Below are 25,213 nucleotides of genomic sequence, written 5' to 3' on the forward strand. Positions count from 1 at the left end.
ATGCTTCGATTTCTTATCATACCCGTATTTCTTTTGTGGAGCTGTAATCCGAAAGCTCAAAACGAACAACCTAAACAAGAGATCCTTAAAGTTGACTTTTCATTGCCCTCAAAACTGAAAGAAGTTTCAGGAATTGCCTTATCTCCAGATAAAAAAACAGCTTGGGCGATCGAAGACCAGGGAAATAAGAACATCATTTACGGGATTGACCAGCAAGGGAAACTCATTACTGAAGCCTTAGTAGAAAATGCGGATAATACAGATTGGGAAGATATTACTGCTGATCCGCAGGGAAATATATATATCGGGGATTTTGGGAATAATGATAATAATAGGCAGGATCTGTCTATTGTGAAAGTTGATCTTAAAGATACAGCCCAGAAAACAACGAAAGCAATCCAAACCACAAAATTCCATTATGAAGGGCAGACTGAATTTCCGCCTAAAAAATCAAACTGGCTGTATGATTGCGAGGCTTTTGTAGAAATGGATGGGAACTTCTATCTTTTCACAAAGAACAGAAGCAAAGGTTTTGACGGTACATTCCTGGTTTTCCAGGTTCCTAATAAAGAGGGTGATTTCGAAGCGAAACTGATCGGAAAGCTGAAGCTGTCTGGAAAATATAGTGATGCAGCCATCACATCTGCTGCGATTAACAGTACAAAAGATAAAATTGTATTGCTAACGCATAAGAATATTCACGTTCTTTCTGGATTTACTCCAAATGATTTTAATGGAGCAAAGATTCAGAAAATATCTTTACAACATAATTCTCAAAAAGAAGCTCTAGTTTTCCTTGATGATAAAACATTGCTGATTGCTGATGAAGCAGATAAAAAGACAGGAGGAAACGTGTATAAGTTTTCTTTCTAGCCTAAGTATACACACTGTTATGCTGATGAATAAAGAATCTCCACAAAGTAAGTGGAGATTCTTTATTCCGTTTCTGAACTTCGTTCGTACCTGGTCTGTATTGAAAATAGAAGAATCCTAAAAAGTCATTCCCACACCTCCGGAAATTCTTCCACCATCTGATCCGTGGAAATAATTCAGCCTTGCAGAAAACATTTCCACAATGCTCATCCAGAATCCACCTCCTACGGATTGGTGCCATTTTTGGGAGTCTTCGTGGTCATTCCATACACGTCCAATATCATAACCCACCAAAATACCCATATTCACCGGGATAATATTGTTCCGCACTCTTCCGAAATTCCAACGGATCTCAGAATTGTTGGTAAAGTAAGATCTTCCGGAGAACCTGTCATTTCTGAAAGCTCTCATTCCATTATTTCCCCCGATACTTGCAGCCTGGTAAAATTCGAAATTATTATTGTTGATCCACATGACATTACTTGAGTTGGCAAAGACGAAGTTTCCTCTTTTATCAATTCTGTGATCAATAGATAATGTTCCGTTTAAGGTTATAAAATTTTTATCAAAATTAGAAAGATTGGTTTTCCAGTCGGCATTCAGGACCAATTCCATTCCTAAAGTAGGAAAAGCATTATTATCCAGATTTTTAAAGCTGAATGTATAATTGGCTCCCCCAAATTGCTGATCATTGAACACTTCAGGATTCACCTCAGGCGAAATATCTACAAAACGGTCTCCTTTTCTCTGTACTTTATTGTTTTCAAATGTAAGCTGGAATTGATGCTGTAGATTCAGCCAGCTTTTTTTAGAAATAGAAGGAGCAAAATTGAATTTTGAAATTCTGGCCCTGTTATATTCTCTTTCCACTTCATCCTCATTATATTCGCTTTCATTGGATAAGCCAAAGAAATTTTCCGCAAAACGTGGAGTAGTGTAGGAAGCATCCAGATTAAAGTCCCATCCGGAAATTGCTTTTTTGAAGATTCCTTTATACACCAGGTTAAAACCACCGGTTGCCGTGTATAAATTAGCTTTCAGGCTGTGTTTTTGAGTGTAAGGATCGCGAATGAAATTATTGACGGTGTAGTTAACCAATGCACCGATAATTACTCCGTCATCCGGATTATAATCAGCGTTAGGATAACCCGCTATAAAATTGTATTTCGGATGCTTGTAATTGTAGGTATTGATATTATAATCATCAGAAATATGTTTTGTTGCAGAATGGGTATTGTAGGTATTTTTCTGAGATTTGAAATCATAGATTTTCACCTTGCTTCCTTTTGCGACATTATATACATCGTGGTTATACCCTCCCACTAATCTGATATTCATCTTAGGTCTTCCATCCCCGGAAACTTCATAAATATCATCATCTTCCAATCCATAGATCCAAAGCTCTTTGGTTTTGTTATCATGATATGTTCTTTCAAATACCAATTCAGGGTTTTCTTTGTTTTTGTCTAGTTGATATTGCTTGACTTCAACAGAATTTCCGGTTTTAGTAATGACAAATTGATCGGGATTTACCGTTCCTGCCAATGGAACTTTTTCTTGTAACACATCATAATATTGAGTCGCATAGGTCTGCAATTTGGTTTTTCTTGCTTTCAATTTCCTTTGAATATCTGCAATGGTTCCGTCTTTCACTTCTTTAGGTAAATTGTTAAAGGCTTCATCAATATCCTGATCAGTTAAATGCTCCTGAATATATTTTGCCTGGGCAATCCATTCTTCCTGAGTAGCACCCTTCAAAAATATAAGATCCAAAGGATAAGGCTCCATATTCAGCCATTTTACGCTTTTAATATCGTCTTTAAAGGTTTTCATGTGACGGATTGCCGGAATGTTCATAATCACTTTAAAAGCGGCTCCGTCATATTTACTGAAAGCCTGATCCCTGTCTCTCGGAATAGGTTTATAAATTACTTTATCATCCACTTTATATTCAGCCCATTTCCATTGATCGGAATGTCTGTCCCAATCACCGATCAGCATATCAAAAACTCTGGCTCTGATGTAAGATTCTCTGTCGACAGAATATTTATTGTTCTTAGTGAAGTTTTTCAGTACATCGTCAGTTGAAACAATATCTTTTGCATTATCCAGCGCCTGCAAGGTTTTAGGGTCGGAAGAAAAACGCTCTTCGATCATATACATTTCATCACCGTAAGTCTGATTATATTCTCCTAAAGCCTGCTGCTTAGGAATGTAATATAATTTCGGATTGCTGTGGACAATTCCCACCTTATCTGCCATATTTCCTACAGAAAATGGAGTGAATGGGTGATTGGTCGTATAAAAGTCCAACAAGAACTTTTCCGGGAAAGTATTATTTAACTCGTTACCAAAAGTACTTTTCTTGAAAGCCATATTATTCAGGAAGCGGACTGCACTTTTCTTAATGCCTCTCATTACAAATTCCTGTCCGTCCTTTGACATTAATCGTAAACTGTTCGATTGGTTTCCGCCTCCTTCTCTAAAAGGAGTATATCCGCCATTTAATTCGGCAATGTTAGCTGTTGGAGCTTCAATAGGAAGTCCATAATATTTTCGGTAGTGTTCCCCCCAAAGCCATCTGTAAAATCCACTTTTCTCGGTTAACTTTTTAGGATAAATAGTGGAAGTAACTGTAGCCGGGAAGGAATTTGGATAATTATTGATGAAAGGCTTCGGCTTTTCGATTACCGTGATATGGGACAGTTTTTGAAACTTGTTATTTTTTGTTGAAAAATATTCTACATCTGCACTTTGGTCATTTCGGATATTCAAAACAGCGAATCCGCTTCCGCCATACGAAAAATCGGTGGTTTCGGCAATCGTCGCAGGATCGGTTTTAGAACCGGCACCACTGATGATCTGTCTGATGTTTCTCTGCTGGTGATACTGTAAATTATGATCATGACCAGAAACAAAGATGACATTTTCTTTATCCTGTACAATGCTTTTTAACCTGTTGGACAAATCTGCATAATGCTGATTATTGATATCTTCAAGACTGGCTCCAGAAGCACTTCTGAAAATATTGATCAGACTGGCTACCACAGGAACAGGTACTTTGCCTTTAAGTGCTGCAAGATGAGATTTGGCTGAAGTAAATCCCGCATGAGTACCACTACTGATCACAGGGTGATGCAGCGCAACAATAATTTTTTTATCCTGGTTTTTATTGATCAGATCTTTAAATTCAACAAAAAGGTCTTCACGGGTTTTGATAGGGCAGTTTTTATTGATTCCCGGATATTGATCCCAGTTGATCAAGGCCCATTCTGTATCAATGACGATAAGTTTGATGTCATCGGCAAGACTTACATCGTCAATTGGGCAAGAATTCTTAGGAAGAAATGCTTTTTTATCATTTAAATAGGCCTTTACGAAATCTTCCTGAGCTTTTAATCCGTCTAAACCGTGATACCAGTCATGATTTCCAGGAATGACTAATGTTTTTCCTTTAAAATTTTGGGTAATGGCCAATTGATTTTCCATCTTTTCTTTAGCCACTGCATATTCTTTATCTGTTTCCTTTGGCATTCCCAAAGGATAAATATTGTCTCCTAAAAATATCAGCATTGAATTTTTATCTGCGGAATCGAGCTTGTTCTTTAAAAAGTTCAGTGTATGCTTTGCCTGAATTTCATCTGCATTTCCTGCATCTCCAATGAGAAAAATTTTAAAGTCTTTTCCCGATTGTGTATCAGAATTTTTAACTTCCTGCAAGTTTTTTCCCTTTTTTACGTTATAGGTAGCACAGGAAACTAAAAGTACTGATAACAATAAGAATCTAAACGAAGCTGCAAACTTTTTTAGATGAGTTATAAAGGATAAATTCATACATTTACATTAACAAAAATTCAGTAATGGATATTCTACACAAAGCTAAAGATTATGTTGAAACCTTATTCAAAGATAAGTTATCTTCTGTATATTTTTATCATAATTTTATCCATACAACGTATACGGTAAATAAAGCCGAGGAAATTTTAAAAAATACAGATGTTTCAGCTGAAGACCAGGAAAAGGTTTTGCTGGCTTTATGGTTTCATGACACAGGCTATATTGAATGTGCTCAGAATCATGAAGAAAGAGGAATCGAGATCTTGAAAGATTTTCTACAAAATGAAAATTACCCGGAAAATTATATCAATGATGTCTCTAATCTGATTTTAGCCACTAAGATTGACCGTGAACCTGGAAATCTTTTAGAAAAAATTGTAAAGGATGCGGATTGCAGCCATTTTGCTAGCCACGATTATAATGATATTTCAGATGCTTTACGAAAAGAATGGGAACTTACGAATGTAAAATGCTATTCCAATGACGAATGGAATGCCGGAAATCTGGATATGCTTAAAAATAAGCACCATTATTATACGGATTACGCCAAAGAAAACTGGGAACCTTTAAAAAAGAAGAATATCAAAAAAATAGAAAAAAAATTGGAGAAAGAGGAAGAGAAGAAAGAGAATTCAGAAAACAAAAAAGATCCGAAATCGGATAGAAGTGTAGATACATTATTCCGGGTTACATTGAACAATCATACGAGATTGAGTGATATTGCAGACAGTAAGGCCAACATTCTGCTTTCGGTGAATGCGATTATCATTTCAGTATGTCTTTCTGTTCTGGTTCCAAAGTTGGATACTCCAAAAAATGCACATCTTATTCTTCCAAGCTTTATTTTGTTATTATCAAGTGTATTAACGATCATTTTTGCGATATTATCTACAAAGCCCAATGTTACCAAAACAAGATTTACGAATCAGGATGTTTCAAATAGAAAAGTAAACCTTTTATTCTTCGGAAATTTTCATCAGATGCTGTTTGATGACTATAACGGTGCGATGAAAGATCTGATTAAAGACCGGGATTATATTTATGAATCCATGGTAAAAGATTTATATTTTTTAGGGAAAGTCCTTGACAGGAAATACAGGCTTTTATCATTAACGTATAAGATTTTTATGGTGGGAATTATTATTTCTGTGCTGTCTTTCGGGTATGCTTTTCTTTCTTTGTAAATAGATAGCAGAAATTAGAAACTAGATAAAAAACTCATTCGCTGAAATGAGTTTTTATTTTATGCTAAAGATACTCGTAGTGCCAAAAGCCCTGTAATACCTTGTAAGTCTTCAACCCGCAGAAATTCTATATCAGATTGAAGGATTCCCTTTTTCTGAAGTTTGGAAATATATTCCAGGTATTCTTTCTGGTTTTCCATTCCGAAATAGACAATGGTGATCTTTCCCGGGCAGGTTATTCTTTCTGAAGAATCTTTGATATGAGCTTTATCCAGTCTCTTTTTAATGATCTCATAATATGAATTGTAAGCTCCATCTATATCAAAACGTTTTTCATCCATGCGGAAACGAATGTCCACCTTTTCGTTGTATACAAAAATGAGAGAAGCAATATCTAACGGAATCGGAAGGTCTTTTTTAAAGCTTTGAAATTCCTGTTCTATAGCACAGATAGTTTTCAATTGCCAATATCTTAATTTATGGACAACTTTTGAGGTGTAATGCAGATCCGGTGAAATATTGGCACCAATGAAGAGGTTATGCTCCACACCATCAGATTTAAATCTTTCATAATAATGAGGAAATATTTCCTGAGCTTTGACCTGGCTTTCATCCAGCATATCTGCCAATTTACGGTTGACCAGGGTTATGGAATCGTCTAGGCTTTTTCTATGAGTATAGAAAAGATCGGTCTGCGCAAAGATCAGTGAAAAATATTCTTTGATTTTGGCTTTTATGTCTTTAGATGATTTTACCTCTAATTTACCTTGTAAATAAGGATGAATTTCCTCTCTCAACAATCTTTGGAAACGTTGTTCTGTGTCAGCTTTGATCTCATTGTTCAGCTCATTTTCGAAAACATCCAGTGCCAGTAGGTATTTTTCAGAATCAGAGTTAATCAAAGAAAAAATATCATGAAGAAAATCAATCTGCTGATTAAGATCTTCCAGCATAAGATTAAAGCGTTTTTCCGAAGAAGAACGGATATCCGAGAACCCAAACAGGGGAGTAAGGTTTTTAAATGAGATCTGCTTTAAAGTATACATCTTTTTAGCCAGGGAAGCATTGAAATATTTCTCAGCTTCATTCCTGAATTTCCAGACTACACTGTCATGGATCGTTGTATATTCCCGTTGTATAATTGCTTCGATCTGGCTGTTCCTTTCAAAAGTAAATCTGGAGAGAGAAAAAATGATGATATCTGAAAAGAATTCCAGCTTTTTCAGCTTCAGGCCGTTAAAACTATTGGCTATGGATGAGGTGAATTCCATGACCGCCAATAATTCATTATCCTTCATAATAGGAATCACCATGAAGCTTTTGATATTATTATCGTTTAAAATATTGAAAGAAGCTAATTTCCTGATGTCTACATTGGAAACAACAATGGGCTTGGAATTATAATTAAAATTTTTAAAAGCTTCCTTTTGGGTTTCTTCATCAAAGGAATTGATCCAGAAATCCAGCAGGTGATTGGTGAAAAAATTATCGTATGTCGGTACTTTTTCCAATTTATTATCCTTGCTGTTGAAGAGCATTAATCCAAAATTCAGTTCAGCAACATCGAAGTAAGACTTGAAAATTTCCTTAAGATTTTCATCCGGAACCAGATTTTCGGGATCAATTTTGATCATGCTCGATTTCAAGTCGGATAAAGCAACCTCCGAAGTACAATCCACCAGGGAAATAATAGTAAAACCGCTTAATACCCATGTTTTGGAAGGGAAGTATTTTTTCCAGAGTTTGATATCATCCAGGTTTTCCAAAAGCATATCTATTATTTCATCGGAAGGTATTTTTGCTTTTTCTGTTGGATATACTTCCGTGAAATCTGAATTTACCGTGATCTTATAATGCTTCATGATCCCCTGTTTATTAGGAATATCATAATAAAGAGGAAGAGACGATTTAATGTCTCTTTTGAAGTAAGCTTGTAAGATCAGGCAGCAGCAGAATACATAGAATTCATCATCATCAATATTTCTGAGCTCAATTTCAAAATCCTTTCCGGCATCTTTAAGAATGTTTTTAAACCGTTCCGTATAATTGAAGGTAATATTGGAAAGCGGAATACTTGCTGCTTTTATTTCATTCAGTGTTAATCCGGTGGGAAACAGGTCGGCTAATAAAAGCTTGATGAGGTCTGCATGCTTTTCGAGTAAAGTGACATCTTGGAAACCATTTTTGAGTTCCTGGAAGTTTTTGGTACTCTCAATAAGAGATTCAGCATAGTTAGCGCGGTATTCAAGGCGGTCATTATAACGGATATGCTCAAGAACATCCAAATATTTTTTGAATGAAATATAAACCTGAAATGGAGCGTCTTTTTTATAAAGATTGGCCAAAGCTGAAATTTAAAGTAAAGTTATAAAAAAAGCACAACTTTGATGTTGTGCTTTTTGTTTTTTATACTGAGATTTTTACAATCCGAATTGTCTCGCAAATAAATCAGGGAAAACGCCTAACAGAATAATGGAAGCAATAACAAAGATCGCTACAATATTATAAGTAAGGGTTACTTTTTCTGATGTCTTGAAAGTTGTTTCTTTGAAGAAGAACATTGCAATGATCAGTCTTAAGTAGTATGCAATAGAAATAGCAGAACCTAAAACTGCGATCAGGACTAAGAATGCTGCTCCGTTCATCGCTTGAGAGAATAGGGCAAATTTACCCATGAATCCAGCTGTTAACGGAACTCCTGCCATAGAAAGCATGGAAATTGCTGCTACTGTTGCCAAAAGGGGCTCAGATTTCGCCAATCCTTTGAATGCTCCGAAAGACGTTTCTCTCTTTAATTTTTCTACCCAGATTAAACACATAAATACACCTACCGTAGATAATGAATATGCGAATAAGTAGAACGCAAGATTATAGGTAGACAAGGCAGTCATTCCGAAGAAAACCAAACCGATATATCCTGCGTGTGATACTGATGAGTATGCCAACATTCTTTTTGCATTAGTCTGTGCAAGACCCATTGCGTTCGCTAAGAATAGAGTAATGATCAGGAATACACCAAGAACATTGATCCAGTCTTGGGTAACTCCTGCAAAACCGATCGTCATTAATCTGAAGAAACCATAGAAACCTGAGATTTTCACCACACTTGCCATGAAGGCAGTAATTAATGATGGAGCTCCATAATATACATCCGGACTCCACATGTGGAATGGTGCTAAAGCTACTTTGAATGCCAATGCACAAAGCATCAGAAGAACTCCTAAAATCAACATAACGTTTTTAGGATTTGCCATTCCGAAATCATGGATTTTATATAAATCAAAACTTCCCACACTTCCATATACGAATGCAATACCGAACAGAAGGAACCCTGTTGCAAATGCACCCATTAAGAAATATTTGATTGAAGCTTCGTTAGATCTTAAATCAGTTTTGTTGGCTCCTGCCATTACATACAACGGAATAGAAAGGATTTCAATACCTAAGAACAGTGTTACCAGATTCTGGAAACCGAAAAGGATAATCCCACCGCAAAGCGCAAACAGCATCAATGCATATAATTCCGATTGGTGGCTTCTGTGGTTGCTGAACGCAAATCCACCCAAAAAGAACAACAATAGGGTCGTTACAATGGATATTTTTGTGAACAGAGCTGTATTTTGACCATAATCATACATGTTTTTGTACTGCTCAAAGAATGAACATTCTGGTAAAAAGCTTACGTATAAGGCGATGATTAATCCCAAAATCCCAATGTATCTTGCGAATTTTCCATGTTCAAAAACTCCTGAAAATAACGCAATAACTGCCGTTAGGAAAACAATAATTAAAACACTCATTTCTTAAAATATCAAATTAACTAACCATTGATTGGTAGATAAACTTCAACGAACTACTCACCATTTCGATTACCGGCTGAGGGAAAATCCCTAAAAGGATCACGAAAACCGCTAAACTTGCCAATACGGAAAATTCTGCTCCGGATAAATCTTTTGCAGTGCTCAATACCACTTCATCTCCTTCACCGAACATTGCTTTTCCATAGAATCTCAATAAATACACCGCACAAAGTATTACCGTAAGACCAGCGATCACAGCTGCCAATCCGTTAAAACTATATACCGATTTCAATAAGATGAATTCTCCGACGAATCCATTCGTCAATGGAACTCCCATTGAACCTAATATAATGATCAGGAATAACACGGCAAACTTAGGGGCCACTTTCGCTAAACCTCCCATTTGTCTGATGTCTCTTGATTTAAATCTTTTATATAAAATATCACAGCAGTAGAATAAACCTACTACATTGATACCATGAGCAAAGGTTTGTACTAAAGCGCCTTCTGCACCTTCAATAGTGAAAGTTCCTCTTAAAGTTACTACTGCTGAAGCGAAGATTCCCGCAACCATCAGTCCAACGTGAGAGAAAGAAGAATACGCAATAATTCTCTTCATATCCGTCTGGATAATGGCAATTAATGCTCCATGAACAATTCCTACAATAGCAAGAATAATCACGATCTGTCCTGAAATTCCGGCAATCGGAATCGGAGTGATCGGCAATAAATAACGTATTACACCATACACTGCCATTTTCAGCATGATCCCTGATAAAAGCATGGACCCCTGAGTAGGAGAGTAAGTATACGTATCCGGCTGCCAAGTATGGAAAGGGAATACTGGTAATTTCACTGCAAACGCAAAGAAAATGAACCAGAATACCACGGTCTGTTGTGTTTCGTTAAGCTGAGCATTGTATAAATCTGTCAAAGCAAATGATGCTGAGTGATTGTACACATAGATCAAACCTGCTAACATGAATAATGATCCAACGAAAGTATACACGAAGAATTTTGTAGTGAATTCCAACCTTTTATTTTCCTGACCCCAAAGTCCTGCTATGAACCAGATCGGAATTAGCGTTACTTCCCAGAAAATGTAGAATAATAATCCGTCTAAGGATGTGAAAACTCCTACCAGTCCGAATTGCATCAGCAAAATCAAACCGTAGAAAGAGTTTCTGTAGTTCACATTTTCGTTAAAGGAAGATAAAATGATGATCGGCGTTAAGATGTTGGTCAATAATAAAAGAAGCATACTCATTCCGTCAATTCCGAAGTGCAGCGTACTTTTAATAAATTGTGACCAAGGATAGGTGATCTCATATTGCAGCTCACTGTCTACCGTAGGACCGAAGTTGAAATCCGATACTGCATAGAAAGTAAGAAGCATCTGTATCAATGCAATTCCTAGCGCCAAATGTTTGCTGGATTTATTATTCCAGGCAAAAACTAATCCCGAACCTACAAGAGGTAAAAGTAATAATGTTAATAGTAAATAAGACATTATTATTGTAATAAAAAGTTAACAATTAATATAATTCCCACTGCTAAAGACATGATAAGAATATAATTCTCTACATTTCCGTTCTGAAGACGCTTCATGGATCTTCCGCTGTCTTCAGCTCCTTCTCCTACGAAGTCTACAAAACGATCAAGAATTCCATTATCAAACATCTTTCCTCCGCGTCCTAATCCTTCAACAGTTTTTACAATCAATGCATTGTAAAGTTCGTCAATATATAGTTTTTTAGCAGAAAGCTTTTCCCATCCGGTATAGTTTTCCTCTGCGAGAGCCATCTTTTTCTTATTCACATACGTGTTTTTAACGATGAACCAAACAGAGAAGAACATAATCACGGTAGCTCCTAAAAGAATCATTTCAGTGTTGAATTCCACTCCTGAAAGGGTAGTTTCCATTTGTTTGAAACTTTCTTCGGTAAGAACCGGCTTCAGCCATTCCATTAATTTAGCATAGTGTCCGTGACCGATAAAGTGAGGAAGGTTGATGAAACCTCCGATTACTGAAAGGATAGCCAATACGATCAAAGGTAATGTCATATTAAGCGGGCTTTCATGCAGGTGATGTTTTTGTTCTTCAGTCCCTCTGAACTCTCCATGGAAAGTCAGATAATACAGTCTGAACATGTATGTTGCCGTAACTGCCGCTAAAATGAATAGAATTACCCAGTAAACAGGGTTTTTAGCAAATGCAGCTACTAAAATTTCATCTTTGGAAATCATCCCTGAAAGTAAAGGGAATCCTGAAATCGCTAATGTTCCGATCAAGAAAGTAGCATGAGTAATTGGAATTACTTTTTTAAGTCCTCCCATAAAACGCATATCCTGCTCGTTGCTCATCGCGTGGATCACAGAACCTGCTCCCAGGAATAATAATGCTTTAAAGAAAGCGTGTGTCATTACGTGGAACATAGCTGTTGTATATGCACCTAAACCTAAAGCAATGAACATAAATCCAAGCTGTGAAACGGTGGAATATGCCAATACTTTTTTGATATCGTTCTGACGAAGCGCATAGAATCCTGCTAATGCCGCCGTAAGGAATCCGATGAATAAAATTCCTCCCTGAACAGTAGGCGCTAAAGTAAATAAGAAGTTAGATCTTACTACTAGATAAATCCCCGCTGTTACCATCGTTGCTGCGTGGATTAATGCTGAAACAGGAGTTGGGCCGGCCATCGCGTCCGGTAACCAAGTATATAAAGGAACCTGAGCGGATTTACCAGTGGCACCGATAAATAAACTCGCCGTAATAAAGATAATTACAGTTCCGTCCAATTCAAATTTTGAAGCATTCTGTGCTACGGAAAGATAGTCTAAAGCATTGGTCTGAGAAGCGATCATGAAGATACCGATCAATAACGCAAGGTCACCGATTCTATTCATGATGAACGCTTTTCTTGCCGCTTTACCATATTCTTCATTCGTATACCAGAATCCGATCAATAGGTAAGAGCAAAGACCTACACCTTCCCATCCGATGAACAGAATAAGGTAGTTGCTTCCCATTACCAAAAGTAACATGGAGAAGATAAACAGGTTCAGGTAAGTGAAAAACTTATAGAAACCTTTATCGTGGCTCATATATCCGATAGAGTACAGGTGGATCAAAGAACCGATCCCTGTAATGATCATGATCATCATCAATGAAAGCTGATCGATCTGGAATCCGAAATTGATCTGAACTCCATTGACTCTAAACCATTCAAAAGCTTTTACGATTACCGGCTGGCTTTCTGAATCGAAATCCATGAAAAGGCTTACAGAGATACAGAAAGAAGCAAAAACTACTAATGTTCCTAAAACCCCAACTACTATTTTTGGAAGATTTTTCCCGAATAAACCGTTAATAAGAAACCCTAAAAGTGGTAAAAGTATTATTGCATACACTAAATTTTCCATTCCTTATCCTCTTAATTTATTAAATATACTTACATCTACAGAACGGGTATTTCTATATAGCATAGCAATAATTGCCAACCCTACTGCTACTTCAGCAGCTGCTACCACCATAATGAAGAAAACTAAAAGTTGTCCGTCTCCATTCCCTTTATACGCTGAAAAAGCAGCTAATAAAAGGTTTACAGAATTAAGCATAAGCTCTACACAACCTAGAATTACAATAGCGTTTTTTCTTAGCAATACTCCTAACACTCCCAGACAGAATAATACTGACGAAAGAATTACGAAATACTCCAAAGGGACGCTTTGTATGAATGTATTTACTTCTCCCATAATTTTATAAATCTTTTTTACCGATTAATACCGCACCTACAATACCTGCCAAAATAAGGATGGATGCAAGTTCAAACGGTAAAACATATTCATTAAACAAAAGTCTTCCCAGATTTTTAGTAAGACCCACTCCTTTGTCTACATTGTCTACCACAATATGGTTCTCTTTAACTCCTCTGAAAACACCTAAAACACCTACTAACAAAAGACCTGCTGTAAAAACTCCAACAAATTTTAAAGTATTGCTCTTCTTACTTTCGTCTTCTTTATTAAGGTTAAGCATCATCAATATGTAAAGGAATAATACCATGATAGCTCCTGCGTACACAATAATCTGAATGATTGCCAAAAATTGGGCATTCAACAGGATGTACATGCCTGCAATGGAGAACATCGTAACAATTAATGACAAAATAGCGTATAAAGGATTTCTTGCAAACACAAAGTACACTGCACTTGCCACTGCTAAAAACGCCACCAAGAAAAATAAAATCTGATCCATTATTTTACCGCATTTTTTTGTTTCTCGGATTGTCTTGTCGTGATGTCAATCCTTTCATTTATTTTTTCTACTAACTTATCTTTTCCATAGATGAAAGAACCTCTGTTGGTTTCCACATCTACCAATCTATCTGTTAAATAGATCGCAGATTTAGGACAAGCTTCTTCACACATCCCACAGAAAATACATCTCAACATGTTAATTTCATATACTGAAGCATATTTTTCTTCTCTGTAAAGATGCTTTTCTTCCTTTGTTCTTTCAGCAGCAGTCATTGTAATAGCTTCTGCAGGACATGCCACAGCACAAAGCCCGCAAGCTGTACATCTTTCTCTTCCTTCTTCGTCTCTTTTAAGAACATGTTGCCCTCTCCAGATCGTGGTTCTTGGTTTTTGAACTTCAGGATAAGAGTAAGTAGGCGGACCTTTTACAATATTTCTTACAGCATGCTTTAAAGTGATCCCCATTCCTTTGAAAATCGCCGGTAAGTAGATTTTCTCAGCAAGGGTCATCTCTTTATTAGAAACAACTTTTGATCTGTTCGTAAGTTTCATTTAATTATAGATGTTAGATGTTAGACATTAGATTTTAGACTAATCTTGTCTGTTATCTTAATTTTTTATATTTCACATTAGAAGATGGGAGGGAGTGTTAATCATTCACTATCACATCAACTTATTTTCATTTTTCTTAGTTTCCGAATGCTAAAATGACAGCCCCGGTAATGATCAGGTTCACTAATGCCATTGGAATTAATGTTTTCCATCCTAAGTGCATTAACTGATCATATCTGAATCTTGGAAGTGTCCATCTGATCCACATAAAGATCAGGATTCCAATAATCGTTTTTGTTAAAAATGCCACGATACTTAAAATTCCCGCCGTATTTTCGCCCCAGTGTTGAGTTACCCATTCAATTCCAGGATAGTTATATCCTCCGAAGAAAAGAACCACCATAAATGCATTGGAAATAAACATGTTCACATATTCTCCGAACATGTACAATCCCAACTTCATTGATGAATATTCTGTTGAGTATCCGGTTACCAGTTCAGATTCACACTCCGGTAAATCGAAAGGGTGTCTGTTGGTTTCTGCTAATGCTGCTACGAAGAAAACAAGGAATGCAATCGGCTGGTATAAAATATTCCAGTTCAGACCATCCACTTCAATAAGTCCCCAAAGTTTTCCTGTAGACTGGCTCTGAGTAATTTCATTTAAATCTAAACTTCCCGTCATCATAATGATAGAAAGTAAAGCTAATCCCATTGCCAATTCATAAGAGATCATCTGAGAAGAAGCACGGATGGCTCCGATCAATGAATATTTATTGTTGGAAGCCCAACCTCCGATCATAATTCCGTAAACCCCAATAGAAGCCATCCCGATGATATATAATACACCAACGTCAATATTAGCTACCTGAAGGTCAAAAGAAGTACCTCCGATATTTAAACTTTTACCCCAAGGAATTACTGCTCCGGTAATCAATGAAATGAACATTACGAGCGCCGGACCTAATATAAAGAGGAATTTCTCTGCATTGGCCGGAGTAAAGTCTTCTTTGAAGAAAAACTTACCTCCATCGGCAAGCGGTTGTAGTAATGCGAATGGACCAGCTCTGTTCGGCCCGATTCTATCCTGCATAACAGCGGCAACTTTTCTTTCCGCCCAAGTAGAGTAGGCTGCTATCGTTAGTGATAACAGGAAAAGCGCTAATACAAGTATAAGTTTAAATGTTAGTAAATCCATTTTATTTTTATAGATGTTAGATAGTAGAGATTTGAAGATGGAAGCTGGAGGATGGAAGTTTTCTTCGAATTACCAGAGTTTTCATTTTCAAATTAACTAATTATCAATTTTTCAAATTTATTGTTCGTCTTTTTCGCTGATTTCTTTTGCCATCGGATTATCTAATACTCTTAGCTCATCCTTAGGTTTTTCGTAATGGTTCAAAGAAATTACGGAATGTCTGTCGATATGTCTTGGACCTTCAATATTCCAGTCACTCAGGCTTTTTCTTTCGAAACGGCAAGTATCACAAATAAACTCTTCCACTTCTCCCCATTGGTCTTTTCTTGCTGTAACTCTTACGATCTCGTCACCTTTCATCCAAACAACAGCTTTTCCTGAACATTTATCGCATTTACAAGAAGCATTCATTGGATTCGTGAACCAAACTCTACTTGCAAAACGTGCAGTCCTGTCTGTTAATGCTCCTACCGGACAAACATCAATAATATTTCCGATGAAGTCATTATCCAAAGCTTTGTTCAAATAGGTTGAAATTTCAGCATGATCTCCTCTGAAAAGAATTCCGTGCTCTCTTGTATCTGTCAGCTGATTCGCTGTAAGTACACATCTTGCACACAGGATACAACGGTTCATGTTCAATTTGATGTTCGGACCAAGGTCGTCTGCTTCATATGTATTTCTTTCGAACTCAGTTCTTGTATTTTCTACCCCATGCTCATATCCCAAATCCTGAAGATGACATTCTCCAGCTTGGTCACAGATAGGGCAGTCTAGTGGGTGGTTAACCAATAAGAACTCAGTCACCGCTTTTCTTCCTTCCTGAGCTTTTTCAGAAGTAAGGTTTTTTACTTCCATACCATCCATTACATTGGTTCTGCAACTTGCAACCAATTTCGGCATAGGACGGGGATCTGCCTCAGATCCTTTAGAAACTTCCACAAGGCAAGTTCTGCATCTTCCTCCACTGGTTTCCAATTTGCTGTAGTAGCACATTGCAGGAGGTACAGATTTTCCACCAATCTGTCTTGCGGCTTCCAAAATAGAAGTACCCGGCAAAACTTCAGTAGTCTGTCCGTCTATAGTTATTTTGAATTTTTTAACCTCTTCGCTCATATTCTATGCTTTTCGCTTATGCTTATGAAGCAGTAAGCTCTATTTTAATTATGCTTTTTTGTATTAAATGTATATCCGATCCCGAATACCAATTCACCAAAGGTAAAATCCTGGGTTGCTTTGTCAATTTTTACATTTTCCTGAGTGGTTCTCACACTTGGTAAATTGATGTACCCATATTTAAAATCTGCTTTAGCCACAATATGGTTCCATAATACGACATTGATCCCCGTTCTTGCATCCATCCCGAATCCTGCTAAATGGAAATGATCACTTTCCTCTTTCCCCATTAAGGTAGCATCTGTTTTAGGAATTAAAACACCAGCTCCCAAACCGTAAGTCCAGAATATATCAAACTTATTTTTATTAAGGATATGTTTGTATTTCTGAATACCAAGATTAAGATAATTCAATCCATTGGTATGCTCATATTTCAAAAATTTGGTATCGGAAAGATCAATTTTCCCATTATTTACCATAGCTGCATACTTCGGGTCTTTGATATATCCTTCAAACTCTACAGTCTGGTCCTGATCCATCACATATTTCATATGATCTAATCCGAGTGTAATCCCTAAATTATCCTTAATAAAATAAGTAATATTATAGTTTACCTGTGGAATAGACATTTTTAACGGATTGATATAATGATCAATCTCACTGATCGGGGTAGGTCTGTCATGGGCAGAGACATTTTTCAGGGTAAAGTTATAATCCTGACCGTAAAAACGGATGTCCGAATCAGAGTACCAGCCTCTGTTCCATCCCCAAAATACCAATACTGATCCTTTTTTGAACGCTTCTCTCTGAGCTTTCACACTCATAGTCACTGTTAATAAAAACAGCAACAATAATTTATTTTTCAATTGTCTTTATTTGTATTAGGGATTAAACTGTAGGAGCCGGAATAGGATCTGCGTAATGTGCCAATCCATAGTTTTGTGTTAAACATAATTCCGGGTTTTTCACGTGCCATTCAAATTCATCCCTAAAATGACGGATCGCTGCTGCTACAGGCCAAGCTGCCGCATCACCTAACGGGCAAATGGTATTTCCTTCGATTTTTCTCTGGATATCCCAAAGCAGATCAATATCTTCCATTTTCCCTTGTCCGTTTTCTATTTTCTTTAAAATTTTGTACATCCATCCTGTTCCTTCACGGCAAGGCGTACATTGTCCACAACTTTCGTGATTATAAAATCTCGCTAAAGTCATGGTATGCTCTACGATACACTGATCTTCATCTAAAACAATGAATCCTCCTGAACCCATCATGGTTCCGGTAGCAAATCCACCATCAGCCAGAGATTCATAGTTCATGTATCTTGGTTCTCCATTTACGGTCTTTAACAGTAAATTTGCCGGAACGATCGGAACAGAACTTCCTCCGGGAATACAAGCTTTTAGCCTCTTTCCGTTTGGAATACCACCACAATATTCATCAGAGTAGATGAATTCTTCCACAGTGATCGTCATATCGATCTCATAAACTCCAGGTTTATTGATATTTCCACAAGCAGAAATTAATTTTGTACCTGTAGATCTTCCTACTCCGATTTTTGCATATTCAGCTCCTGTCATTTCAATGATCGGAACTACTGCTGCAATAGATTCAACGTTGTTTACTACGGTTGGTCTTTCCCAAAGTCCTTTTACAGCCGGGAATGGTGGTTTTAATCTTGGGTTTCCTCTTTTTCCTTCAAGGGATTCAAGCAATGCGGTTTCTTCTCCGCAGATATAAGCTCCACCTCCTCTTTGAACATAGATTTCACAATCGAAACCGGTTCCTAAAATATTTTTACCTAAGAATCCTGCTGCTTTTGCTTCTTCAATAGCTTCTTCTAAGATATCCGGAATCCATGAGTATTCTCCACGGATATAGATATAAGAAACATTGGAACCTAAACAGTAAGAAGAGATCAGCATTCCTTCGATCAGTATATGAGGAAGGAACTCCATTAAATATCTGTCTTTGAATGTTCCCGGTTCAGATTCGTCAGCATTCACTACCAAGTGTCTTGGAACACCTTCCGGCTTCGCCAAAAAGCTCCATTTCATCCCTGTCGGGAATCCAGCTCCACCACGTCCCCGAAGTCCTGAAGCTTTTACTTCTTCAAGAATTTCATCAGGAGTCATCTTCAAGGCTTTTTCAGCTGCTGTGTAACCTCCCTGTTTGCGGTAAGTTTCAAAGTAGCGGATACCTTCTATATGTGCGTCTTTAAGTAAAAGTTTTTTACTCATTGTATAGTTTAATTAGTCCAAAGCAATTTGTCCCTGTCTGCAAAGATCAAGGATTTCATCTACTTTTTCTATCGTTAAATTTTCGTGATAAAATTTCCCTAACTGCATCATCGGAGCATAACCGCACGCACCAAGGCATTCGGCCGGCTTTAAAGTAAACATACCGTCTTCAGTAGTTTCTCCGTCCTTAATGTTCAGTTTGGTTCTGATGTGATTTAAGATCTTCTCACTTCCACACACCATACATGGTCCTGTTCTACATACTTCTAAAACATATTTCCCCACAGGCTTCATATTGAACATGGTATAGAAAGTTGCTACTTCGTATACTTCAATGGGTTGTATGCTTAACAATCCGGCAACATAGTCCATTACAGGAACATCTAACCAGCCACCGAACTCTTTCTGTGCTAAATGCAGAACGGGAAGCAAAGCTGATTTTTGTCTTCCTTCAGGGTATCTCGCGATAATTTTATGTACCTGTTCTAAACTTTCCGGTTTAAAAGCTATTGTTTCGCTCATTTTATTTATTTGTAAAATGTACAATGTACAGTGTACAATGTACTTCTATATTTAAAAATCTTTATACATTTTACTTTGTACTTTGTACAAAATTATGCGTCTAATTCTCCCGCAATTACATTCAGGCTACACATCGTTACGATTGCGTCTGAAATTACAGAACCTGTAATCATTTCAGGGTATGCCTGATAATAAATGAAACACGGTCTTCTGAAATGAAGCCTGTAAGGACTTCTTCCCCCATCACTCACCAAATAGAATCCTAATTCTCCGTTTCCACCTTCAACAGCATGATAAACTTCTCCTTTTGGAACATCTGTTTCTCCCATTACAATTTTGAAATGGTAGATCAATGCCTCCATTTTCTGATATACATCTGCCTTTTCAGGAAGATAAAAATCAGGAACGTCTGCATGGAATGGTCCTTCAGGAAGGTTTTCGTATGCTTGTTTGATGATTTTAATAGATTCCCAGATTTCCTGCTGACGAACCATGAAACGGTCGTAGGTATCTCCTGAAGTTCCTACAGGGATAATGAAGTCGAAATCCTGATATGAAGAATAAGGTTGTGCAACTCTTACATCATAATCTACTCCTGTTGCACGTAAATTCGGACCTGTGAAACCATAGCTTAGTGCTCTTTCTGCAGAAATGGTTCCCGCTCCAATAGTTCTGTCCATGAAAATTCTGTTTCTTTCTAACAGGTTACAGAATTCCTGGAATCTTGGTGGGAAAGTTTTTAAGAAATCTTTGATCAATTCATGGAATTTTGGAGAAAAATCTCTCTCAAAACCACCAATTCTTCCCATGTTTGTCGTCATTCTCGCTCCACAGATCTGCTCATACATATCGTAGATGCGTTCTCTTTCGATGAACATATAGGTAAGACCGGTAATTGCTCCGGAGTCCATTCCCGTTACACCGTTACAGATCAGGTGATCTCCAATCCTTGCTAATTCCATCAGAATAACACGCATATAATCTACACGCTTAGGAACTTCCACTCCGATCAGTTTTTCTACGGTCATATGCCATCCTAAATTGTTGATAGGTGCAGAACAGTAGTTCATACGGTCGGTAAGAGTAGTGATCTGAGCATAATTTCTCCTTTCGGAAATTTTTTCAAATGCTCTGTGGATATATCCTACGGTTTGTTCAGCGTGAAGGATTCTTTCCCCGTCCATCGTTAAGACGTTCTGGAAAATCCCGTGAGTTGCAGGGTGAGTAGGTCCTAAATTGAGGGTATATAATTGCCCGTCAATCTGTTCCTTACTTTCGTATTGGTTAAGTATATTAGATAATGAGTTATCTTTCATATTGATTATAATTGATAATTGATAGTTGATAATCGATAATCATTTATCTATCATCATTTATCATTATATTTTATTTTTATCTTCCGAACATGCTATCGTCCTTATCGGTTCTTGTACCGTCTTCCAGGCGATATTCCTTCAACATCGGGTGGTATCCAAGATCTTCCATATTTAAGATAGGTCTCAGATCCGGGTGTCCTTTGAATTTAATTCCGTAGAAATCATACGTTTCTCTTTCCATCCAGTTTGCTCCTGCATATAGATCCACAAGAGAATCTACTTCCATATTTTCTCTGGTCATAAAAGCTTTCAGACGGATTCTGAAATTCGTCATCATGTTATGCAAGTGATAAATAACACCGATTTCTTTCTCCGGGAACTCAGGATAATGGATTCCGCAAACATCCGTAAGGAAATTGATCTCCAAAGACGAGTCTTTCAGATAATGAATTACTTTTTTGATGTCTTCTTTTTTTATTTCCACCGTCAGCATACCATAAGGTTCTGAGCTGGAAATTACAGATTCCGGAAATTCTCTTGTGATTGCTTCTAATACAAATTCGTTCGTCATTTCCGTTAGTTGCTTATATTGTAAGAATCTAATAATTTTTGGTATTCAGGCATATCCCTTCTTCTGATGCTTTCGCTTTCTGCAAGAGCCTGAACCTGCATTACTCCTTCAATAATCTGTTCCGGTCTCGGAGGACATCCGGGAACATATACATCAACAGGAATAATTTTATCAATTCCCTGTAATACAGAGTATGTATCAAAAATACCACCGCTGGAAGCACAAGCTCCCACTGCAACTACCCATTTCGGCTCTGCCATTTGGGTATACACTTCTTTTAGGACAGGTCCTAATTTCTTTGATATAGTTCCACAAACCATCAGCATATCTGCTTGTCTTGGTGAGAAAGAGTTTCTTTCCATACCAAATCTTGAAGCATCATACGTAGGGTTCAGGGTAGCCATAAACTCGATACCGCAACAAGAGGTTGCGAATGGCAACGGCCAAAGAGAAAATTTTCTGGCCATCCCGATTACACTGCTCAGTTTTGTTGCGAAAAACCCTTCTCCTTCATATCCTTCGGGAGCAGGTGCATCTGTTCTTATTACTGGTTTTTTATCTGACATCTTAGTAGATTTTAAATTTTAAATTTAGATTCTAAATTATTGTTAATGTTAACTTTAACCTCAAATCATTATCTAAAATTTATACTTTTTTAATTTTAAATTTTTATTTATCCCAATCCAATGCGCCACGCTTCCAAACGTAAAAGAATGCCATGAAGAAAATGGCTACGAAAGTAAGCACTGCAAGGAATCCTTCAAATCCGAATTCTCTGAAGTTCACCGCATATGGGTAAAAAAATACGATTTCAATATCGAATAGTACAAACAATACAGCCGTTAAGAAATACTTGATGGAAAACGGTGTTCTTGCATTTCCCTCTACAGCAACCCCACATTCCCAGCTTTGGTTTTTTACGGAATTACCTTTTTTCTGGCGTGGACCTAAAAAATGTGCTCCAAGCAATGAAACGGCTACAAAAGCAACAGCAACACCTGCTTGTATAAGGATTGGAATATAACTTTCAGGTAAATTCATTTTTGCATTATTATCTCAATTTGCAAATTTAACGAATAAACAAGAAAGCATGAAATTTATCAGATTAAAAGTAAGATGAAAATTAGAAAAATCGGTAATTTAGAATTAATAAAAATTAGCTAGAGATAATTATCTTTTTGGTGTAAGTTTGTCCCTTTTTTGTAGTGACTGTTAATAGATAGTTCCCTTTTAAGACACCAGATACATCGAATCTTTCAATTTGATTCTGGCCGGAGAAATCTTTGATCAGTCTTCCTGAGTTATCAAATAGTTGTATGGCGAGTATTTCACGACGGTCAATATTGGTATCACAGATAATCGTGTTTTTTACAGGATTTAGCACATTGAAGTAGATGCCGGAAGCATCGGTTTCCCGAACGGCTAAAGGAGTTGGAGTGCAGGTGGCTTCAGTAGAAGTCAGATCATAGATTCCTGCTGCACCATTAACTTTATGATTAAAGGTTTTAATAGAAGGTCCTAGTTGATGATTCACCATGTCAAGTTCATACATAGCTGAGTCTGCAAAGAATGTACGGATAACATATACTTTGGAATGAGTCCCGTAATTGACAGAAAAGGCAGCATAAATATTTGAAGATCCCAAATTCATGAACGGGCAGCTTTGGGAAGGATTGGCCAGATTAATTTCAAGAATTCCGGTTAAGGTACACAAGAAAAGCCTTCCTTCATAAAAAAAGAGATCCCCTGCACTAAATTGCCCGGTAGGAAGGTTGCCTAAGTCTGTAAAAGTACCTGTGCTGATATCATATCTATATAGTTTGTTTGGAGATCCGCTTCCGTACAGATATTTTCCGGAATCAGAAATCAATGAGGTGATGGAAGCATTTGTTAAGGTGAAGTCTCCAAGATAATCACAATTCGAGGTAGAGCTGTTTTTTCTATATAGCCTTCCAGTGCTGGTTACATAATAAATATTATTGGAGCCATCAATGGCAATATCTGTATAGGTTTCCGGGTAGGTACCCATGTTAGGCGGACAAAAAGGCTCGTCTATCTCATTTGAATTTGAAACATCAAGCTTAAATACTTTATTTGTATTGTTACCAATAATAGAGTTTACGTAGAATTGCTGTGAACATAATTTTATGGAAATAAAAAAAACTCCCCAGAAAATCTTTTTAGAAAATAAATTCATGGTAATCAGGTTATTAATTTACCATAAAAATATAAAAATATCTTGATAATGGATTAAAAATCTCCTGTAGTTGTTATTGTTTTTTCATTTTTTTTAGTAAACAATAAGCCATATAGGCAATGTAACCAAAAAGTACACTTGTGTACAAAATACTAATTACAGCATCGGTCTTGCCATCTTCTACCTGGAAAAAGAGATGATAAACAATAAATCCTGCGATTAAAATACCAAAAATAATCAGTTGCTTTTTCATGGGTAACTTGCCATTATGTATTGAATTTGTATTTGCTTTCTATTGATCACAGATTAGCACAGGTTTTTGTATTCTATTAATTTGGGAAATCTGTAGATTAAATATTAGAGCTCTAGAGAATAGGTTCTTCTTCTTTTATGATTCACAGGGTTGTAATCCTGCCATAACAGCTGGATACTTTTGTTTTCTTCCAGTTCAGGGTTGGTTTCTAAATATTTTACTCCTTTTTTTCTGAAAATTTTCCAGATTTCTTTGAAAATAATGGAGGTAACTCCTCTTCTTTGATATTCAGGGTGGATACCAATGAGGTAGAAATTGGCCCTGTCATTTTTCTTTCCGGCTTGCAAGAAATGCCACCACCCGAAAGGAAGCAGTTTCCCTTTTGATTTCTGTAATGCTTTGGAGTAAGAAGGCATTGTAATAGCGAATGAAATCAAATTATTGCTGGCATCTACAATACAAACAATAAAGTCTTTATCAATAAGTTTAAAATACTTTTCTTTATAGGTTTTACGCTGCTCGTCTGAAATAGGAGTGTAGGTAGAAAGATGTTTATAGGTTTCATCCAGAAGGTCAAACATCGGGTCAACGTATTGTATAATTTCTTCTTTGGTTGTAAATCTCAAAACTTTCAATTGATATTTTTGAGATATCAACTCATTGAATTTGTGAATTTTATCAGGAAGGGTGTCCGGAAACATGATTTCAAATTCCACCCATTCCTTTTCTTTAGCAAGTCCTAAATTTTCCAGATGTTTTGGGTAATAATCGTGGTTATAGATCCCAATCATAGTGGCCAATTTGTCAAAACCCAATGTCAGCATTCCTGCCTTATCGAGATTGGTAAAGCCCATGGGTCCCTCAATTTTATTGATGTTTTTTTCTTTAGCGTAATCAATGGCTTTTTGAATCAGAGCTTGTGAAACTTCGTGATCATCAATAAAATCAATCCATCCGAATCGTACTTTTCGTATACCCAACTCCTTTTCTTCTTTATGATTAATAATAACGGCAATTCTGCCTGCCAGTTTTTGATCTTTAAAAGCCAGGTATTGTTTTGATTCTGAATATTGCAGAGCCGGATTTTCCGCGGAATTCCAGATGTTGATCTCATCGTTGATGAAAGCGGGAACATAATAAGGATTTCCCTTATAAAGATCCATCGGAAACTTCACAAATTGTTTTAATTCGTCACGTGTTTTTACTTCAATTACTGAAACTTTAGACATAGTTTTCCAGGGGGGAATTAGAGAACAAATATAAATAATAATATGCAATACTTTGGCACAG

Annotated in this window: 21 protein-coding genes; 2 read left to right on the top strand and 19 right to left on the bottom strand. The window is 36.9% G+C overall.

All coding sequences use genetic code 11. The annotated features are described in order from the left end of the window. Complete coding sequence (locus EGI05_RS08555) at positions 1 to 873, top strand: esterase-like activity of phytase family protein (protein ID WP_123262666.1); 873 nt, start codon at positions 1 to 3, stop codon at positions 871 to 873. Between the two features lie 117 nt (positions 874 to 990). On the opposite strand, the gene EGI05_RS08560 is transcribed toward EGI05_RS08555, so the two are convergent. Next, positions 991 to 4,707 carry a metallophosphoesterase gene (locus EGI05_RS08560; RefSeq protein WP_123262667.1) on the bottom strand — a complete coding sequence of 1,239 codons (3,717 nt, stop codon included), beginning with the start codon at positions 4,705 to 4,707 and terminating at the stop codon, positions 991 to 993. Between the two features lie 26 nt (positions 4,708 to 4,733). Here EGI05_RS08560 and EGI05_RS08565 point away from each other — a divergent pair, with 26 nt between their 5' ends. Continuing rightward, the gene (locus EGI05_RS08565) at positions 4,734 to 5,894 is read left to right on the top strand and encodes a Pycsar system effector family protein (RefSeq protein ID WP_123262668.1); all 1,161 of its coding nucleotides are present in this window, start codon (positions 4,734 to 4,736) and stop codon (positions 5,892 to 5,894) included. A gap of 59 nt (positions 5,895 to 5,953) precedes the next feature. Here the strand turns inward: EGI05_RS08565 and EGI05_RS08570 are convergent, their stop codons facing one another. From EGI05_RS08570 to EGI05_RS08660, 18 genes are all read right to left on the bottom strand, one after another. Continuing rightward, on the bottom strand, positions 5,954 to 8,239 hold the full coding sequence (locus EGI05_RS08570) for a GAF domain-containing protein (protein ID WP_123262669.1): 2,286 nt from the start codon (positions 8,237 to 8,239) through the stop codon (positions 5,954 to 5,956). 75 nt (positions 8,240 to 8,314) lie between these two features. Continuing rightward, positions 8,315 to 9,694, bottom strand: a complete 1,380-nt coding sequence (locus EGI05_RS08575) for an NADH-quinone oxidoreductase subunit N (RefSeq protein ID WP_123262670.1) — start codon at positions 9,692 to 9,694, stop codon at positions 8,315 to 8,317. A 16-nt stretch (positions 9,695 to 9,710) separates the two neighbouring features. Beyond that, entirely contained in the window at positions 9,711 to 11,204 is a 1,494-nt protein-coding gene (locus tag EGI05_RS08580) for a complex I subunit 4 family protein (protein WP_123262671.1), read from the bottom strand. Between the two features lie 2 nt (positions 11,205 to 11,206). Beyond that, a complete protein-coding gene (gene nuoL / locus EGI05_RS08585) occupies positions 11,207 to 13,120 on the bottom strand; it encodes an NADH-quinone oxidoreductase subunit L (protein ID WP_123262672.1) in 1,914 nt (637 codons plus the stop codon). A 3-nt stretch (positions 13,121 to 13,123) separates the two neighbouring features. Beyond that, the gene (gene nuoK / locus EGI05_RS08590) at positions 13,124 to 13,453 is read right to left on the bottom strand and encodes an NADH-quinone oxidoreductase subunit NuoK (RefSeq protein WP_122546184.1); all 330 of its coding nucleotides are present in this window, start codon (positions 13,451 to 13,453) and stop codon (positions 13,124 to 13,126) included. A 4-nt stretch (positions 13,454 to 13,457) separates the two neighbouring features. After that, positions 13,458 to 13,955: an NADH-quinone oxidoreductase subunit J family protein gene (locus EGI05_RS08595; RefSeq protein ID WP_123262673.1), complete on the bottom strand. Its 498-nt coding sequence runs from the start codon at positions 13,953 to 13,955 to the stop codon at positions 13,458 to 13,460. Further along, positions 13,955 to 14,509: a NuoI/complex I 23 kDa subunit family protein gene (locus EGI05_RS08600; RefSeq protein WP_123262674.1), complete on the bottom strand. Its 555-nt coding sequence runs from the start codon at positions 14,507 to 14,509 to the stop codon at positions 13,955 to 13,957. Before EGI05_RS08600 ends, EGI05_RS08595 begins: the two co-directional genes overlap by 1 nt. A gap of 136 nt (positions 14,510 to 14,645) precedes the next feature. After that, positions 14,646 to 15,707 carry an NADH-quinone oxidoreductase subunit NuoH gene (gene nuoH, locus EGI05_RS08605; RefSeq protein ID WP_123262675.1) on the bottom strand — a complete coding sequence of 354 codons (1,062 nt, stop codon included), beginning with the start codon at positions 15,705 to 15,707 and terminating at the stop codon, positions 14,646 to 14,648. Between the two features lie 117 nt (positions 15,708 to 15,824). Further along, positions 15,825 to 16,823, bottom strand: a complete 999-nt coding sequence (locus EGI05_RS08610; RefSeq protein WP_123262676.1) for a 2Fe-2S iron-sulfur cluster-binding protein — start codon at positions 16,821 to 16,823, stop codon at positions 15,825 to 15,827. Positions 16,824 to 16,867: 44 nt separating this feature from the next. Beyond that, positions 16,868 to 17,689 carry an outer membrane beta-barrel protein gene (locus tag EGI05_RS08615; protein WP_123262677.1) on the bottom strand — a complete coding sequence of 274 codons (822 nt, stop codon included), beginning with the start codon at positions 17,687 to 17,689 and terminating at the stop codon, positions 16,868 to 16,870. Between the two features lie 22 nt (positions 17,690 to 17,711). Beyond that, the gene (gene nuoF / locus EGI05_RS08620) at positions 17,712 to 19,064 is read right to left on the bottom strand and encodes an NADH-quinone oxidoreductase subunit NuoF (RefSeq protein ID WP_123262678.1); all 1,353 of its coding nucleotides are present in this window, start codon (positions 19,062 to 19,064) and stop codon (positions 17,712 to 17,714) included. 12 nt (positions 19,065 to 19,076) lie between these two features. Further along, positions 19,077 to 19,586: an NADH-quinone oxidoreductase subunit NuoE family protein gene (locus tag EGI05_RS08625; protein ID WP_123262679.1), complete on the bottom strand. Its 510-nt coding sequence runs from the start codon at positions 19,584 to 19,586 to the stop codon at positions 19,077 to 19,079. A gap of 92 nt (positions 19,587 to 19,678) precedes the next feature. Beyond that, positions 19,679 to 20,902, bottom strand: a complete 1,224-nt coding sequence (nuoD, locus tag EGI05_RS08630; RefSeq protein WP_123262680.1) for an NADH dehydrogenase (quinone) subunit D — start codon at positions 20,900 to 20,902, stop codon at positions 19,679 to 19,681. 76 nt (positions 20,903 to 20,978) lie between these two features. Then, the gene (locus EGI05_RS08635; protein WP_123262681.1) at positions 20,979 to 21,473 is read right to left on the bottom strand and encodes an NADH-quinone oxidoreductase subunit C; all 495 of its coding nucleotides are present in this window, start codon (positions 21,471 to 21,473) and stop codon (positions 20,979 to 20,981) included. A 5-nt stretch (positions 21,474 to 21,478) separates the two neighbouring features. Beyond that, the gene (locus EGI05_RS08640; protein ID WP_002983540.1) at positions 21,479 to 22,039 is read right to left on the bottom strand and encodes an NADH-quinone oxidoreductase subunit B; all 561 of its coding nucleotides are present in this window, start codon (positions 22,037 to 22,039) and stop codon (positions 21,479 to 21,481) included. Between the two features lie 103 nt (positions 22,040 to 22,142). Beyond that, positions 22,143 to 22,514, bottom strand: a complete 372-nt coding sequence (locus EGI05_RS08645; RefSeq protein WP_123262682.1) for an NADH-quinone oxidoreductase subunit A — start codon at positions 22,512 to 22,514, stop codon at positions 22,143 to 22,145. Between the two features lie 115 nt (positions 22,515 to 22,629). Beyond that, the gene (locus tag EGI05_RS08650) at positions 22,630 to 23,670 is read right to left on the bottom strand and encodes a T9SS type A sorting domain-containing protein (protein WP_123262683.1); all 1,041 of its coding nucleotides are present in this window, start codon (positions 23,668 to 23,670) and stop codon (positions 22,630 to 22,632) included. Positions 23,671 to 24,027: 357 nt separating this feature from the next. Continuing rightward, positions 24,028 to 25,152 (bottom strand): GNAT family N-acetyltransferase, encoded by a 1,125-nt coding sequence (locus EGI05_RS08660; RefSeq protein ID WP_123262685.1) that lies wholly within the window; start codon positions 25,150 to 25,152, stop codon positions 24,028 to 24,030. Positions 25,153 to 25,213 lie beyond the last annotated feature (61 nt).

The sequence above is a fragment of the Chryseobacterium daecheongense genome (assembly GCF_003729955.1).
Lineage (GTDB): Bacteria > Bacteroidota > Bacteroidia > Flavobacteriales > Weeksellaceae > Chryseobacterium > Chryseobacterium daecheongense.